Origin of the sequence: Natronoarchaeum sp. GCM10025703 (assembly GCF_042661985.1) — an archaeon.
Classification (GTDB): Archaea; Halobacteriota; Halobacteria; order Halobacteriales; family Natronoarchaeaceae; genus Natranaeroarchaeum.
The window spans coordinates 1,385,213-1,400,388 of the sequence record NZ_JBHSZF010000001.1 but is presented as its reverse complement, the minus strand read 5'-3'; the positions used below and the strand labels follow the sequence as shown (position 1 = coordinate 1,400,388).

Below are 15,176 nucleotides of genomic sequence, written 5' to 3'. Positions count from 1 at the left end.
ACACAGTATGATCGCAAGCAAACGCGTTCCGGCGGCCAACTCACGATACGTAACTGTCGACGACCGGCGGATCCACTATCTCGAAGCGGGTATCGACAACGACTCCAACGGACCACCCGTGGTCCTTCTGCACGGGAGCGGCATCGACGATGCCGCGCTCTCGTGGAAGCACACCATCGAGTTCGTCGCAGACGACCTCGGACGACACGTTTTCGCGCCGGACTGGCCGGGCTACGGCAAGAGCGACGACCCCGCCGCGTCGACGACCGAGTACTACGTCGAGGTGCTGACGGGCGTTCTGACGCACTGGATCTCGACCGCTCCGCTCTCGTCGGTATCTCGATGGGGGCGAGCGTCTCCCTCGGCTACGCGCTCGACAACTCGGATCGGGTCTCACGGCTCGTACTCGTCGATAGCTATGGCCTCCGCGACGAGGTACCCGGTGGAACAGGCTCGTATCTGCTGGCGAACATTCCCTTTGCGAACCTGTTCGGACGGCAGTTCGCTGGCGCCACTGTGGCGGGTACCAGAGTCGCCGTCGGCGAGTTCGTCCACGACCCCGCATCGCTCGACGACGAGTTCGTCGCGGAGGTCAACGAGCGACTTCGACAACCCGGTGCAGGGAAGGCCTTCTTCTCGTTCATGCGCGAGGAGTTCCAGGCGGACGGCGTCCGAACCGATTACTCGGATCGGCTCGACGACCTCGGCGTTCCGACGCTACTCGTCCATGGCGCGGAGGATCCGCTCGTCCCGGTCGAGTGGTCGGCGACTGCCGCACAGTCGATTCCCGGGGCGAGGCTGATGGTGATCAAGCGCTGTGGCCATTGGCCCTCGCGAGAGCGTCCGGACGTGTTTAACGACGTTCTGGCGACCTTTCTCTGAGAGTTCCGGAGCCATCAGTTCGGTCGGGGACCGGCAGTGGCTGGCCGAGCGACTCCACCCGGCGAGACGTTCATTCATCGGCAGACCGTAGCTACTGCACGAGAACCGATGAGCGAGGACACACTCGACCGGCGGGCGCTACTCCGGGCTTGCGTCGGCGCTGGCATCCTCGGCAGTACCGGCTGTATAGGCTCGTCGGGGAAGCCGAGTATCGAAGACGTGACCGTCGAAACCGTCGCGACGGGCCTGCAGAGCCCGTGGGGAATCGACTTCCTGCCCGACGACCGCGTAGTCCTTACAGAGCGTGTGGGAGCGACGGCAATCGTGGCTCCGGAGACTGGCGATATCGAACGGGTCGACGGGGTCCCGGACGTCTCGACGGCCGGTCAGGGGGCCTTCTCGATGTCTCGCTCCATCCAGACTATCCGGAGCCTGCGTGGCTGTATCTAACCTACTCGGGGACCGATGGAGCGGGCGCGACGGCGACGATGCTGGGACGGGGGCGGTTGGATCCGGATGCGGCGGTGCTCACTGCGTTCGAGCGCCTGCACGTCGCAGAGCCGTTCGTCGAGAGCGACGCCCACTACGGCTCCCGGGTCGTCTTCGGCCCGGACGGCGCGATGTACATGACCGCCGGAGACCGACAGTTCAAGAACTTCGGCCCAGAGCACGTCGCCCAGGATCCGACGAACGAACTCGGCACGACGCTCCGCCTCGATCCGGACGGGACGATTCCGGACGACAACCCCTTCGTCGACGACCCGGACGTGGAGGATTCGATATTCAGCTACGGTCACCGCAACCCACAGGGGATGACCGTCCATCCGGAAACCGGCGACCTCTGGCAGAGCGAGCACGGCGAGGAGGACGGCGACGAACTCAACGTCATCGAGCGAGGCGGCAACTACGGCTGGCCGATTGCCACCTACGCCTGCCGGTACGGAACCGACGACCCGGTCGGTGATCGACCGGACGAGCGCGAGGACCTGGTCGAACCGGTGTACTACTGGGAGTGTGGCTCCGGCGGCTTCCCGCCTGCCGGGATGACGTTCTACGACGGGGACGCGTTCCCCGACTGGCGCGGCGATCTGTTCGTCGGCAACCTCGCAGGGCGCTCTCTCGGGCGGTTCGCCGTCGACGGGCGCGAGGTGACCGAACTCGATCCACTGCTTGCGGAACGGGGCTGGCGGATCCGCGCAGTCGAAGCCCACCCCAGAACCGGGCATCTCTACGTAGTTATCGACGACGAGGACGCACCGCTCGTCCGCCTCGTTCCGGAGACGTAGCCGATCCGGCGGTCACCCGCGATCCGGCCCGAACTGCCGCCAGCCGACGAAGCCACCGACCGAGGCGACAAGGACGAGCAGCGACTCCGTGTTTGCCGCGCTCGTGAGGAGATAAAAGACGGCAAGTGGGATCGCTATCCCGAACGCGACCGACGGCCGGTCCGCGACCTCTCGGTCGATCAGCGTCGCGGCGACGCCCAGCAGGAGCAGGCCAGCACTGACCCCAGCAAGCACGTCGACGAGGTAGTGCACGCCGAGAGCGAGGCGGGTGAAACAGACTGTCGAGACGATGGCTGCCGCGCCCGCGAAGCGCCGTCTCCGCGTGCTAACCGTGAGTACCGCCGCCAGCGCGACGTAGACGACGGTGCTGTTGACGGCGTGGCCGCTCGGGAACCCGTAGCCGCCCGCCATCGCAGTCGCCTCGTATATCGGCTGGATCAGTTCCGGCAGTGCCGCGGGGTCGGCCAGTGGCTGGTCAGGACGGGGGAACTGAAAGAACTCCTTCAGGCCGTTGTACAGCCCCAGCCCTGCCAACCAGAGCCCACCAACCGTTGCGATGTCCTCGCGTCTCGCCAGGCCAGACACGTACAGTCCTGTCAGGAGAAGCGCCAGAAACCAGACGTCACCCAACTGAGTGAGCAGGGCGACGACCACGGCCAGCGACTCCGGGATGGCCTCCTGAATCGGCCCTAGTTCACCGAATCCTCTAGACATACCGGCGCGTAGTCACGACTGACAGATAGCTTTTCAGGTTCGTCGACGAGTTCGAACGGCCTAGTCGAACATGCCCGTCGACATATAGCGCTCGCCGCTGTCCCAGTAGACCGTCACGACCAGCGGGCCGTCGGCGTCGTTGCCCTCCGGGTCGGCGAGACGCTGGGCGACGCGTTTCGCGGCAAGATTCGTCCCGCCGCTAGATTGCCCGACGAGAATCCCCTCCTCGCGTGCGAGGCGACGGCACTCGGCCTCGGCGTCGTCGAGGCTCACCGTCTCGACGTCGTCGATCAGGTCGACGTCGAGGTTCTCGCTGACGAAGCCCGGTCCCATCCCCTGGAAGTCGTCGTGACCGGACTCGCCAGTCGAGAGCACGGCGTTCTCCTCGGGTTCAACGGCAACGACGTCCATCTCGGGGAAGGCCTCGCGAAGGCGGCGGGCCGTCCCGCTGATCGTGCCGCCGGTCCCGACGCCGGCAACGAAGGCGTCTACCTCGCGGTCACCGATCTGTTCGAGAACCTCGACCCCGGTCGTCTCGTAGTGCGCCTCCGGGTTGGCTGGGTTCTCGAACTGGCCTGCTGGGTCGCCCCGGCCGCTTCCAGTTCGTCCGCGCGCTCGCGGGCCGCGGAGATGTCGCCGTCGACGAGTTCGATCTCCGCACCGTAGGCGCGCATGATCTGTCGTCGCTCCCTGGATTTCCCCTCGGGCATCACGAGCGTCATATCGTAGCCTCGCGCCGCGGCGACGAGCGCGAGTCCGATCCCCGTGTTCCCGCTCGTCGGTTCGACAAGCGCGTCGCCCGGTGAGATAGCACCCTCCTTCTCGGCGGCGCGGACCATCGCCAGCGCCGGCCGGTCCTTCGCCGACCCGCCGGGATTGAACGACTCGATCTTCGCCGCGATCGTCGCCCCCTCCGGTGAGTCGACCTGTACGAGCGGCGAACCGATCGTCTCGAGAATGCTCGTCTTCATTTATACACTCGTTCACAGGCGAGGCCTAAAGAGTGAGCGGATCCGGTGCGGGGCTGTTATACTCTCCCGGTGCCAACCAACGGGTATGAGTCTCGAAACGATGGAACCCACGCCGACGTGGGACGGTACGGCGCACGAGCGCACGGTCGAGGTATTCGAAGAACTGGACGACCTCACGTTCAAAGTGTGGGGGGCAGACTGGTGCAAGGACTGCCGTCGGGAGCTACCGGACTTCGCCGCCGCGCTCGACGCGGCCGGCGTCCCCGACGAGCGAATCGAGCAGTACGCGGTCGACCGCGACAAGGAGGGCCCGCTCACCGACGAGTACGACGTCGAACTGATCGCAACGGTCGTCGTCGAGCGCGACGGCGAGGAGGTCGCACGGTTCGAGGAGGAGGAGCCAGTGCCTGCGGCCATCTATCTCGCCGATCAGCTACGCGAGTCGGAACTCGCTCACTGATCGGCCGGTTCGGTCTCCCTATCCTCGCCTCCCTGCCCCTCGACCAGCCAATCGCGCAGTTTGAAGCCGACGAATAGCCCGCCGACGAGCAACACGGCCGTCGCCGTGATCGGATCGAGGACGAACGAGACTGCGTTGTAGACGACGAGCGTCCCGATCCAGACGACCGCCGCGAGGACGAGTAGCTGTAGCCAGCCGTTGCGCATCCGCTCGCCCGGCGTCTCGCCGGAAATCGACCACCAGGATCCTTCGCTCACGGCGACCACTCTCCGTTCATTGCCCGTATGGAGGAGACAAAGACGGGTAAGCGTAGCGTCTCGGCACAGCCACCGACGCGAAGCGAGTGCCCGGGGAGCGTTTAAGTCTACCCGCCACCCAGTGCCGTCCACAGCGAATGCCCGGACCCTCCGACGGACCGTGGCCGGATCGTGCGGAGACCGTCGACCGACCGGCGACGCTGACAGTGCTCGGCGTCGACCGCGGCGACGACGGGCTTCCGGAGACGCTTCGCGACGCCGTCCCCGAGGACGCCGACGCGCTGTTCACCGACCGGGACGGGACGGTGCTCTCTCGACGCGACCGCTGGCGGGCGTACGGACTGAATCCTGCGCTGGCGCTACTCGGCATTCCGGCCGCCATCGCAGTCCTCAGCGACTACGCTAGCTACGGAACCACGAGCAGAGAGTTCGACCGGCAGGCAGTCGACGCTGTCGCCGACGAGCGCGGCCTGCCAGTCGAATCGGTGGGTCGGTCACCCCTCACAGCGGTCGATACCGTCTCGCTACCGTGGCATCTCGGCGGCTGGGTCGTCACGCTCGTCCTGCTACTGGCGGCAATCTACGGACTCGTCGCACCCGGACTCGGCGGCGTCGTCTTTTGCGTGGCCGCGGTCGCACTGGCGAGCGCGTACGTCCTGGCGTATCTCGGCGCGACCATCGAGAGCGAGAGCGCCCGCCTGTTCGAGACGATTCGCCGGGGGTCGAGGAGCAGTCGTACGACCACCCGGTCGCGGTCGTTCGGCGTCGACACGTCCCGTCGCTGACCGACCACGCGAAGGAGGCACGGATCAGAACGCAGGAGTGGACGCTCAGTCCGACGACGGATCCCGACTGGGTCCCGGAGTGAGGGGACCGGTTCTGGAGGGAGTACCGCGACTGGAAAGGGAGGGTTTACAGTCCACTGCAACGTTCACTTGCCCGTGCGAATCGAGAATAGCTTCATCCCCGTCCAGGGCGTCGGCGAGGCGACTGAACGGAAACTCTGGTCGAACGGGATCACACACTGGGACGAATTTGACGGCTCGGTCGTCGGCCCGACGCGCGCCGACCGGATAGAGACCTTCATCGCGGAGGCGTGGCCCCACCTCGACGACGGCGACGCTTCCTTTTTCGACCGAACCCTCCCCTCGGGCGAGCGCTGGCGACTCTACGAGAACTTCCGCGCGGAGACGTGTTTCTTCGACATCGAGACGACCGGCCTCGACCATCACCGGGACCGCGTGACGACCGTGAGCTTTCACCGCGATGGCGAGACGACGACGCTCGTCCAGGGCGAGGATCTCACCGCCGACACGCTGGCACAGCAGTTCGAGGACGCCAAGCTACTGGTGACGTTCAACGGCAAGCGCTTCGACGTCCCCTTCCTCGAAACCTCGTTCGACGTCGACCTCGACATGCCCCACGTCGATCTGATGTACCCCTGCAAACAGCTCGGCTACTCGGGGGACTCAAATCGATCGAGGGGGACCTCGGCGTCGAGCGCGACGAACCCGACATCACCGGGAAGGACGCTGTCAGGCTCTGGCGCGAGTACGAACGCGGCGACGAGAGCGCGCTCGACACGCTGGTCTCGTACAACCGTGACGACGCAGTGAACCTCCAGTCGCTGATGGAAACGGTACAGGAGAAGCTCCATCAGGACGTCTTCGAGACGGCCCGCGAGCAGTAACAGTCTCTTTCTCACCGGGCGTGGATCCCCGGCCGCGACCCGGCGATCAGTTTTCGTCGTCCGATTCCTCACCGTCGGATCCGTCCTCGGATTCCTCGTCGGGCCGCTCGTCCTGCACGAGCACGGCGGCGATCCGCGTCCCAGTGACGTCCTCGACGGTAAGCCGCCAGTCCCTGACCATCACCTCATCGCCGACCTCTGGGGCCCGTCCGAGTTCCGCAAGCACTGCCCGCCGATGGTCTCGAACTCGTCGCTCTCGAAGTCGGCATCGAGCGCGTCGTTGACGTCCGTGAGCGTGACACCCCCGTCGGCGAGTGCCGTCCGGTCGTCTCGACGGTCGATCGTCGGTTCGCGTGCCTCCTCGTCGAACTCGTCACGGATATCGCCCACGACCCGCTCGACGAGGTCCTCGATCGTCACGATCCCCTCGAACGCGCCCCATTCGTCGATAATGGCGGCCATCTGTCGGCTCTCGGACTGCATCTGAGTCAGGAGTTCGCTCGCACGGGTCGTCTCGGGGACGACTGGCATCTCGCGTGCGATTTCGCCTGCTGTCGGATCTACAGGGTCTGCATCGCTGGATTCGCTCACGCGCATCACGTCTTTCACGTCGACGAAGCCGACCACCTGATCGGTGTCGGAGCCGTCAACGACCGGATAGCGGGTGTGGCCCTGCTCGATGATCAGCGTGCGGAGGTCTGACGCTAACATATCGGCGGGCACGGAGACCACGTCCGGACGCGGGACCATCGCCTCGCGCACGCTGACGTCGTCGAACTCGAAGACGCGCTCGATCATCTCGACTTCCTCCATGTCGATGTTACCCTCCCTGCCCGCGCGGGCGAGGACGGTGCGGAGTTCGCTCTCGGTGAAGGTCTCTTCGCTCTCGGAGGCCGGGGGATCCCGATAAGCCGCGTGAAGTAGTTGGCCGTACCGTTGAAGACGATGATCCCCGGCACGAACACGATGTAGAACGCTCGCATCGGTGCCGCGACGAACAGCGCGACGCGCTCTGCCTGTGCGATAGCGATCGTTTTCGGCGCGAGTTCGCCGAAGACAACGTGGAGGAACGTGATGAAACCGAACCCTAACCCGAACGCCACGAAGTGGACGATGCTCTCGGGGAGTAGCGGTGCCAGCACGGGGTCGAGGAGCGCCGCGACCGCAGGTTCACCGATCCATCCCAGGCCGAGCGATGCGATGGTGATGCCCAGTTGCGTGACGGCGAGATAGTCGTCGAGGTTGTCCATCGCCGCTTCTAGCTGTCCTGCGCCCGCTTTCCCTTCCTCGACGAGCGTGTCGACCGCTTCCGATCGGATCCGGACGTAGGCGAACTCTGCGGCCACGAAAAACCCGTTCAGTACGACCAAAAACAGCGCCGCGAGGAGCCGTCCGCCCGAGACCAGTAGGTCTACCACGCCGCCCACCCCGTATTGGTGGGCTGCGCGCGGGTGCAAGAAGGATCGAGTTCTGTCAATGCGGATAACCACTCGCTGTGGAACTGGATCTGCCCATCCATGATAGAGGGGTGCATACTTTCAGATGAAAGCCCTCCCACAAGAGAGTGTCGAGAGCCTCTCAGCACGGTTAGGGCTGTCTAACGCCGTGTTCGAGCGTTCCTATCCCCTCGATCTCGATTTCGACGAGATCCCCATCTTCCAGTGGGCCGACGCCTTCCGGCGTTCCGGTCGAAATCACGTCGCCGGGTTCGAGGGTCATGTACGCGGTAATCTCTTCGATTAGCTGGGGGACCGAGAAGATGAGGTGGTCTCGCGTCGAATCCTGCCGAACCTCACCGTTTACCCGAAGCCGGATCGCGGCATCCTCGGGGACGTGCTCGGGCGACGCGACGACTGGGCCGATGGGTGCCGCGCCGTCGAACGCCTTCCCGCGAACCCAGTTGGTCTCCCGACGCTGGTCGTCCCGGTTCGAGATGTCGTTGACACAAGTAAAGCCCTCGACGACGTTCATCGCCTCGGCGGCGTCGACGTTGCGACACTGCTCGCCGATGACGACCCCGAGTTCGGCCTCGTGTTCGATCGTTTCTTTCCCGGCAGGAAGGGTCACCGTATCGCCGTGGCCAGCCAGCGTGTTCGGCGGCTTCAGGAAGAGCAAGGGCCGGTCCGGGACGTCTTCGCCACGTTCGGCGGCGTGGTCGGCGTAGTTGCGACCGATACAGACGAGTTTGTCCGGCGTCGCCGGCGGCAGGACGTCAACGCTCGACAGGTCGTAGCGACTGTCGCCGAACCGGACGACGCCGTCTTCGTCAGCTCACCGCGTCGAGTCGAACCGGCAGGATCTCGGAAGCGAACGGATCTCATACCGACCACTCGTCGTCCGGCGCGTTAAAAGTTCAGAAAACGGCGAACGCTCAGTCCGCGCCGACCGCGGCCGTCCCGGACTCGGTGCGCGGGGACCGCCAGTACGCCTGCAGATACGCGCCGACGAACATCCCCGCGATGCCGATCAGGATCGGATAGTTGCCGATCCCGAGGCTCGCGTAGGCTGCACCGGGACAGATCCCCGAGAGCCCCCAGCCGATGCCGAAGATCGAACCGCCCGAGAGGACGTTCCTGTCCATCGACTTGAGGCGACGCTCGTAGGGGCGACCCGTCAGCGGGGCGTCCTCCCGAAGGCGCATCGCGAGGAAGATTGTCAGCGCCGTGACCGTCGCGGCCCCGCCCATCACGAACACCAGACCGAGGTCGACTAGCTGGAGGAACGAGAGCACGACTTCGGGCCGGGCCATCTCACTGAAGCCGAGTCCGAAGCCAAAGAGGATCCCGCCGAACAGGACGAGTGCGAGAAAGGCCGTCCCGCCTTCTTGCTCGGACATTACGGGCTCACCCCGGCAACACCAACGAGCATCGCAGTTCCGATTGCGACAGCCATGAACACCGCGACGTTCGCGACGGACGTCCGGGAGAGGGAGCCGACGCCACAGACGCCGTGGCCTGACGTACAGCCTTTCCCGAGTCGGGTCCCGATACCGATGAGAACGCCGCCGACGAGCAACCGCCACCACTGGACGTCGGTCGTCCAGATACCGTCCTGAAAGGCGAGCGCGTAGAGGCCCGCACCCAGGACGATGCCGACGGTGAACACGACGCGCCAGTCACGGGAGGTGACGAACCGTCGTTGCTGGAGTCGCGGGAGCTTCGAGCCGTACGAGAGCGTCGACTCCAGAAACGTGCTCGCGCCCGCGGTGATCCCCGTGCCCAGATAGATAGCCGAGGCGCCGAGTCCGATGAAGACGCCGCCGATCAGGTACTGCCAGACGTGATTCGGAAACAGTGCCTCGAACGTGAGCGTGAGGAGAACGGGATCGATCATGGAATCTCTCGTTGCCCGGATAACGTGGCCGTTCTGTATGTCGGTTCCGATCGTTGGGTACGAGAACGGCTGACAGTCCCGCGGAACACGTTCACACGGCGACGTCGTAACGACAGGTTTAAGCAAAATAGCCAGCAACTCGAAGATACGCTTCGCATGGGCGAAGTGCGCTCCGTTGGTGTAGTCCGGCCAATCATTTCGGCCTTTCGAGCCGATGACCTGGGTTCAAATCCCAGACGGAGCATTTTTCCGAACTTCGTGAGGAAAAGCGCACGCTGTGGGATTTGATTCTCGCAGAGAACGGTTCCATTCTCCGCAGTTATTACTCATGACGAAAATACGTCGACGCGTCCGGCTGGGTTCGTCGTAGCCGCCTCTAAACCACTGGTCACACGAGCGGGGAATCGAGACTGAGTAACAGCGACGTGCTAGGTCCGTTAGAATCGACGTTTACTGCGACGACGTCTCGACTGTGAACGTCCCGGAGTTCGAGACAGTGATCTGGCAATCCTGGTACCAGAACGAGACTTCGATTGGGAGGTCCGTAGAGACCGAAGACGACATCAGGTCAGCCAGTGCACCGGGGTTGACGCTGTCGTACAGTGGCGGCATTGCCGTTACGTCCTGATCGGTGATGTCGGCGACACGCTCGACGATGGTGACGACGAGTTCGCCCTCTGAATTATTTGATAGATCAATAACTTCGGCGTCAGGGTCGCTGGATGTGTCTTGGCTTAAAAACCGTGATGAATTGTTACTTGAGTCGACCATTTCGTTGTCCATGGGCGGATACACGGCGGATCGGAATAAGGACATAGACTGACTAGTCAGCCTCGTCTGTTGCCGACTTCTCGAAAAGATGCTGAAAGACGGTCTGCTGGGCTATACGGAGGTGTTGGTTGAACGTCTGTCTGGTCACGCCAAACCGCTCGGCCAGTTCGTCGCCGCTGCTCGTGCGTGGCGAGTCGAAGTAGCCGCTGAAGTACGCGGCGTTGAGCGTGGCAAGCTGTCGGTCGGTCAGCGCGTCTTCGACGATGTCGTACAGCAGGTGCGGCGAGTAGACCAGTTCTTCCGATACCAGTTCGACTTCGGAATGGAACCTGGCGATACCCTCGGCCGCGAGGCGAGGATCCACGTCGCCCGGGAGTTCGCCCAAAAACCGAACCTGATCGTGCGCGATGACGATAGCCCGTGGCTGGCCGCCGAGAGACTGGAATACTTCGGCCACTGTCGCCGACTCGGCGCGGGCTTCAATACGGCTATAACCATCGATAGTACTGAGCAAGCGGACGTTGACGTAATGTGGCACCTCTTCGACGGCGGTGACGAAATCACCCGCGGAGAGGTCCCGCGTCCCCATGTACTGAATGGTCGCTCCATCCGGTAAAGAGACGACGGATTCGACTTCGAGCCGGTGTTCACCTGCTTCGATACGAAGAGACGGGGGACCGCCGACTGGCTCGCTCGAAATTCGACCCGCTGCATGTGATCGCTACTCAGCCGTTCCTCCCGGCGTTTCAGTGCTGTCACGTCCTGAAACGCGACGACGACGAACTCGACCTCGCCGTGGTCGTTCAGTATCGGGGCGGCGTTGTTCGTTAGCCATCGTTCGGAGCCATCCGGCAGTTCGAGCCGCTGTTCGTAGCCGAACTCGGGCCTCCCCGACTCGAAGACGTGCGTGACCGGATGATCGTCGACCGTGACCGTTCCTCCCTCGTGATAGATCTCCCAGTCTGACGCGTGATATGTCCGACCGAGAAGTCGCGCGCGCGGACAGTCGAGCGTCTCCGTCGCGCGCTCGTTGGCATACGCGACCTCACCGCCCGCATCGATCACGACCAGCGCGATGGGACTTGCCTCGAACATGCGGTATGCGAGGCTCTGGGAGGGGGTGCCCCCATCGCCGTCTGACTGGCCATCTGGGGCCAAGTCGCCGCTCCGCGAGCCGTCGTCCGAGCTGTTCGTCATGCTCTCACATGCTCGTCGTTGACCCTGTTACTCACGGGGAGAGCAGGCCGTCGACGGTTCCACTCCCGGTCGATTGCCACCCCCTGACTGGTGTGTAAACGGTTCGCCGACGGAACGGCGGACCGACGGGTCGATTTCTGGCCACAGCAACGGTATGGCCTCAGTGAACAAGTGTGTTTCAGGGGGTCGTGTCGGACACCTCCGTCTTGGAATCATGGTTGCCGCTGGAGTGCCTCCGGAAAGATGCTCTCCGGGAGATACGCGGAGACCGTCCAGTGCGGCGCGTTGACGACCTGATTGAGCTTCAGATCGACAGCCGCCGAACAGAGGATGTAGGCCTCCTCGCGGGTCAGATCCCGCTCGTCGTGAAGATGGCTGACCATCGACCGGACCGCTTTCTCGCTCGCGGTGTACAGATCCTCGTCGATGCCCGATGTGCCGAACATGCGCTGGTCACGGCCGGTGGGGGTAAACGGCCTGTCAGTCTCGAACTGTGGCCGATCGATCGTCAGATCCGAACGTAGGTCGAACCGGCACGTGACCGACATCGGTGCCTCGATTCCCGTCCCACAGACTTCGCCGTCCCCCTGTGCGGCGTGACAGTCGCCGATGCTGAACAGAGCATCCTTGACCGCGATAGGGAGATACACCGTCGAGTCCGCTGTTAGATGCTTGATGTCGAGATTGCCGCCCGGGGGCGCGGCGGAAACGTACCGTGCTCGCCTTCCTCAGCAGGTGCAACGCCGACGATACCGGGAAAGGAAGCCACCGGTACCTCGATGTCGTTTACGAACCGGGCAACGTCCCCATCTAGATCCCAGACGTGGAGTGCTGGCTCCGGGAACTCGTCGGCCAGCAAGCCGAGTTCAGCCTCTCCCGGCAGAACCAGTGTGTAGCCCCAGCCTCGATGCTCGACATCTAACAGTTCTATCTGTAGCACGTCGCCCGGACGAGCACCCTCTACCGCGAGAGGGCCGGTCAACGGGTGGATCTCTTCGAGATCTAGCTCTGCGAGGTCCTCTACGGTCGAATCCGGTCCGATCTGTCCGTTCGTTGCGTCACGACATGTGAATTCGACGACGTCACCCGGTTCGATCCGTTGTACCGGATCGATCCCGTTGTCCCACGCAGTGTGCACACCCTCTTCGTCGGTGCTCACTCGATGATCGACAGCCGGGAGGTCCTTCGCCATGTGACCGCACTACAGCGCTCAGGGGTAAATAGACCACTTGCTGTGTCGAACGTCAGACGAAGCGTTCGGGTGCGACATCGGCGGAGACGTGTTCAGTGGGCTGGGACTGCCAGGTGTTCTCGTCCGCCCGTCGGTCATGTACACTCGCCCCCGGTCGGACAGGCTGGCCTACGCGTAAGAGTATGCACACACGAATGTTTGTAAAATCTAATAATTTCTTAAATAACATACCTATCAGAACAGTTTTACCGCTAACCTCCAGATATTCGGGCAAGATCAGCACAGTAATGAGGGATACTACACGCCGCGGTCCCGATGCGCTCATCGCTCCCGATGACTGCGAGCGTCTCGGCGGACGGAGCGTACAATGAACGGCTGGACGCCGACGACCTGTATGCGCTGTGCCGTCGGCTGTGGCCACCTACAGAAAGGCGTCGACGCCGGGTACGGACTCGACACGGTCCGCGGGGATACAAATCATCCAGTGACCCAGGGGATGGCGTGTCAGCGAGGGATCGACGAGACCGCAGATCCCGACGGCGAGTGGCTGACGCGTCCGCTCGTTCGTAGAGACGGCACGCTCGTTCCGACTAGCTGGGACACTGCACTCGCAATCGTCGGCGACGAGTTCCGGTCGGCCCTCGAAGCGACCCATGATGGCGTCGCCGTACTGGGGAGCGGCCAGCAGACGAACGAGGCGGCTTACGCGCTGGGGAAACTCGCCCGGGGCGGCTTCGGTACACGGTACTACGACGCCAACACCACGCTGTGTATGGCGTCGGCCGTCACGGCCTACTATCAGGCGTTCGGTAGCGACGCACCGCCGCCGACCTACGACGACGTACCGGAGGCCGAAACTCACCTGATCTGGGGTGCGAATCCTGCGGCGGCCCACCCGGTGATGTACCGGTGGATCGCCGACAGCGCCGGCGACGACGACAGCCAGATGATCGTCGTCGACCCCGTCGAGAGCGAGACTGTGGAGGACGCAGACGAGCACGTCCAGCAGAACCGGGGACCGACCTCGCCTTCGCCCGCGCCGTGCTGGCCCAGGTCGTCGCCGACGGCGGGGTTTGCGAGGAGTTCGTCGAGGAGGCAACCGTCGGCTTCGACGCCCTGCTCGGGGAGTTGCCGAGCGTGGAGGCTGCTGCAGAAACGGCGGGCGTGTCCGTCGAGACGGTCGAGCGCATCGCGGACGCCTTCGGGGATCAGACGCTGGTCTACTGGGGCATGGGCGTGAACCAGAGCGTTCAGGGAACCGCAACTGCGCGGGCCCTCATCGACCTCTGTCTGGCGACCGATAACCTTCGACCGGGGAGTGGCCCCTTCTCGCTGACCGGACAGGCCAACTCCATGGGAACGCGACTCTGCTCCTCGAAGGGAACCTGGCCGGGTCACCGTCCGTTCGGTACGCCCGAGGACCGAGAAGCGGTGGCCGACGCCTGGGGGTCCCTGAGGGTCGCCTGCCCGAGGATCCGGGCCCCGGACCGGTGGGCATCGTCGACGCGCTCGCCGACGGCGACCCCGAGGCGTGCTGGACAGTCGCGACGAACCCGGTTGCGGGGATGCCCGACGCCGACCGTGTCAGGGAGACCCTCTCCGAGACGTTCCTCGTCGTCCAGGACGCCTTCATGACCGAGACGGCCGAGGTGGCAGACGTGGTCCTCCCAGCCGCGACGTGGGGCGAGTCAGCGGGGACCGTGACCAACATGGAGCGGACCGTTTCACAGGTCAGGGCCGCAACCGAGACGCCCCCGAAGGTCAGACAGGATATCGACATCATCGCCGCAATCGGCCATCGACTCGACAGCGAACTGTTCGAGCAGTCGGTCCTCGACCCGGAATCGGCGTTCGAGGAGTTCCGCGACCTGACGGCCGGGACGCCGGCGGATCTCTCCGGAATTTCCTACGACCGCTTGGAGTCGGAGATGGCGGTTCGCTGGCCGGCACCTGACTCCGATACGCAGGGCGGCTACCGCTACTACTCCGAGGACGGGTGGACCTTCCCGACGTCATCCGGCCGGGCACGGTTCTCGACGGGGACACACGCCGGACTCGCCGAACCAAGCGACGAGACGTATCCGCTGACGCTGACAACCGGGCGACAGCCCGACGCGTACAACACCGGGGTCCGGACTCGCGGCGACAGGACGGACGTTCCGCCGGTCGCACGGATCCATCCCGAGACGATGCTGACCTATGGCGAGGCGTTCGAGCGCGGGAAGACCGTGGTAGTCTCTCGGCGGGCGTCGGTGACGGTGTCGGTCCAGTCCGACGAGGGCGTGCCCGAGGGGCTGATCTGGCTCCCGATCCACCATCCGGCAGTCAACGCACTCACGCTCCCGACAGTCGATCCGGACTCCGACGAGCCGAACTTCAAACAGTGTGCCGTCGACGTCCGTGCGCCGGATAGTGTCTGATGC

Annotated in this window: 8 protein-coding genes, 1 tRNA gene and 9 pseudogenes; 8 read left to right on the top strand and 10 right to left on the bottom strand. The window is 64.2% G+C overall.

All coding sequences use genetic code 11. The annotated features are described in order from the left end of the window. Positions 1 to 7: 7 nt before the first annotated feature. The 3 genes and pseudogenes from ACFQH2_RS07970 to ACFQH2_RS07960 all read left to right on the top strand — a co-directional run. Positions 8 to 229 (top strand): annotated as a pseudogene (locus ACFQH2_RS07970) (alpha/beta fold hydrolase); the annotation flags it as partial. After that, positions 163 to 882, top strand: a complete 720-nt coding sequence (locus ACFQH2_RS07965) for an alpha/beta fold hydrolase (RefSeq protein WP_377076615.1) — start codon at positions 163 to 165, stop codon at positions 880 to 882. The pseudogene ACFQH2_RS07970 and the gene ACFQH2_RS07965, both read left to right, overlap by 67 nt. A 108-nt stretch (positions 883 to 990) precedes the next feature. Continuing rightward, positions 991 to 2,168 (top strand): annotated as a pseudogene (locus tag ACFQH2_RS07960) (PQQ-dependent sugar dehydrogenase). A gap of 12 nt (positions 2,169 to 2,180) precedes the next feature. Here ACFQH2_RS07960 and ACFQH2_RS07955 read toward each other — a convergent pair. Both ACFQH2_RS07955 and ACFQH2_RS07950 read right to left on the bottom strand, forming a co-directional pair. Next, positions 2,181 to 2,882 (bottom strand): phosphatase PAP2 family protein, encoded by a 702-nt coding sequence (locus ACFQH2_RS07955; protein WP_377052502.1) that lies wholly within the window; start codon positions 2,880 to 2,882, stop codon positions 2,181 to 2,183. 60 nt (positions 2,883 to 2,942) lie between these two features. After that, a pseudogene (locus tag ACFQH2_RS07950) lies at positions 2,943 to 3,853 on the bottom strand (PLP-dependent cysteine synthase family protein). 85 nt (positions 3,854 to 3,938) lie between these two features. On the opposite strand from ACFQH2_RS07950, the gene ACFQH2_RS07945 reads away from it, so the two are divergent. Continuing rightward, the gene (locus ACFQH2_RS07945) at positions 3,939 to 4,313 is read left to right on the top strand and encodes a TlpA family protein disulfide reductase (protein WP_377052498.1); all 375 of its coding nucleotides are present in this window, start codon (positions 3,939 to 3,941) and stop codon (positions 4,311 to 4,313) included. Here the strand turns inward: ACFQH2_RS07945 and ACFQH2_RS07940 are convergent. Beyond that, positions 4,307 to 4,570 (bottom strand): hypothetical protein, encoded by a 264-nt coding sequence (locus ACFQH2_RS07940; RefSeq protein WP_377052496.1) that lies wholly within the window; start codon positions 4,568 to 4,570, stop codon positions 4,307 to 4,309. The two genes, ACFQH2_RS07945 and ACFQH2_RS07940, sit on opposite strands and share 7 nt — an antisense overlap. 137 nt (positions 4,571 to 4,707) lie before the next feature. Between ACFQH2_RS07940 and ACFQH2_RS07935 the strand changes: the two genes are divergently transcribed. Both ACFQH2_RS07935 and ACFQH2_RS07930 read left to right on the top strand, forming a co-directional pair. Next, positions 4,708 to 5,355 (top strand): hypothetical protein, encoded by a 648-nt coding sequence (locus ACFQH2_RS07935; RefSeq protein ID WP_377076614.1) that lies wholly within the window; start codon positions 4,708 to 4,710, stop codon positions 5,353 to 5,355. Positions 5,356 to 5,511: 156 nt separating this feature from the next. Further along, positions 5,512 to 6,260, top strand: a pseudogene (locus tag ACFQH2_RS07930) (ribonuclease H-like domain-containing protein). Positions 6,261 to 6,306: 46 nt separating this feature from the next. On the opposite strand, the pseudogene ACFQH2_RS07925 reads toward ACFQH2_RS07930, so the two are convergent. The 4 genes and pseudogenes from ACFQH2_RS07925 to ACFQH2_RS07910 all read right to left on the bottom strand — a co-directional run bounded on the left by ACFQH2_RS07925 (position 6,307) and on the right by ACFQH2_RS07910 (position 9,593). After that, a pseudogene (locus tag ACFQH2_RS07925) lies at positions 6,307 to 7,678 on the bottom strand (hemolysin family protein). A 169-nt stretch (positions 7,679 to 7,847) separates the two neighbouring features. Next, a pseudogene (locus ACFQH2_RS07920) lies at positions 7,848 to 8,581 on the bottom strand (fumarylacetoacetate hydrolase family protein). Positions 8,582 to 8,631: 50 nt separating this feature from the next. Beyond that, positions 8,632 to 9,096, bottom strand: coding sequence for a DUF6691 family protein (locus ACFQH2_RS07915; RefSeq protein ID WP_377052486.1), 465 nt, complete (start codon positions 9,094 to 9,096; stop codon positions 8,632 to 8,634). After that, positions 9,096 to 9,593, bottom strand: coding sequence for a YeeE/YedE family protein (locus ACFQH2_RS07910; RefSeq protein WP_377052484.1), 498 nt, complete (start codon positions 9,591 to 9,593; stop codon positions 9,096 to 9,098). Before ACFQH2_RS07910 ends, ACFQH2_RS07915 begins: the two co-directional genes overlap by 1 nt. 169 nt (positions 9,594 to 9,762) lie before the next feature. On the opposite strand from ACFQH2_RS07910, the gene ACFQH2_RS07905 reads away from it, so the two are divergent. After that, positions 9,763 to 9,837: transfer RNA gene (locus tag ACFQH2_RS07905), tRNA-Glu, on the top strand. Between the two features lie 206 nt (positions 9,838 to 10,043). On the opposite strand, the gene ACFQH2_RS07900 is transcribed toward ACFQH2_RS07905, so the two are convergent. The 3 genes and pseudogenes from ACFQH2_RS07900 to ACFQH2_RS07890 all read right to left on the bottom strand — a co-directional run bounded on the left by ACFQH2_RS07900 (position 10,044) and on the right by ACFQH2_RS07890 (position 12,753). Further along, the gene (locus tag ACFQH2_RS07900; RefSeq protein ID WP_377052482.1) at positions 10,044 to 10,376 is read right to left on the bottom strand and encodes a HalOD1 output domain-containing protein; all 333 of its coding nucleotides are present in this window, start codon (positions 10,374 to 10,376) and stop codon (positions 10,044 to 10,046) included. Between the two features lie 40 nt (positions 10,377 to 10,416). Continuing rightward, positions 10,417 to 11,561: pseudogene (locus ACFQH2_RS07895) on the bottom strand (helix-turn-helix domain-containing protein). Positions 11,562 to 11,773: 212 nt separating this feature from the next. Continuing rightward, positions 11,774 to 12,753: pseudogene (locus ACFQH2_RS07890) on the bottom strand (acetamidase/formamidase family protein). Between the two features lie 367 nt (positions 12,754 to 13,120). Here ACFQH2_RS07890 and nasA point away from each other — a divergent pair. Further along, positions 13,121 to 15,173, top strand: a pseudogene (gene nasA / locus ACFQH2_RS07885) (assimilatory nitrate reductase NasA). Positions 15,174 to 15,176: the final 3 nt, after the last annotated feature.

What these genes read in the sequence shown, in the direction of transcription:
- ACFQH2_RS07955 (WP_377052502.1), bottom strand. Translation starts at nt 2,882, where the DNA reads ATGTCTAGAGGATTCGGTGAACTAGGGCCGATTCAGGAGGCCATCCCG.
- ACFQH2_RS07945 (WP_377052498.1), top strand. Translation starts at nt 3,939, where the DNA reads ATGAGTCTCGAAACGATGGAACCCACGCCGACGTGGGACGGTACGGCG.
- ACFQH2_RS07935 (WP_377076614.1), top strand. Translation starts at nt 4,708, where the DNA reads ATGCCCGGACCCTCCGACGGACCGTGGCCGGATCGTGCGGAGACCGTC.
- ACFQH2_RS07915 (WP_377052486.1), bottom strand. Translation starts at nt 9,096, where the DNA reads ATGTCCGAGCAAGAAGGCGGGACGGCCTTTCTCGCACTCGTCCTGTTC.
- ACFQH2_RS07910 (WP_377052484.1), bottom strand. Translation starts at nt 9,593, where the DNA reads ATGATCGATCCCGTTCTCCTCACGCTCACGTTCGAGGCACTGTTTCCG.
- ACFQH2_RS07900 (WP_377052482.1), bottom strand. Translation starts at nt 10,376, where the DNA reads ATGGACAACGAAATGGTCGACTCAAGTAACAATTCATCACGGTTTTTA.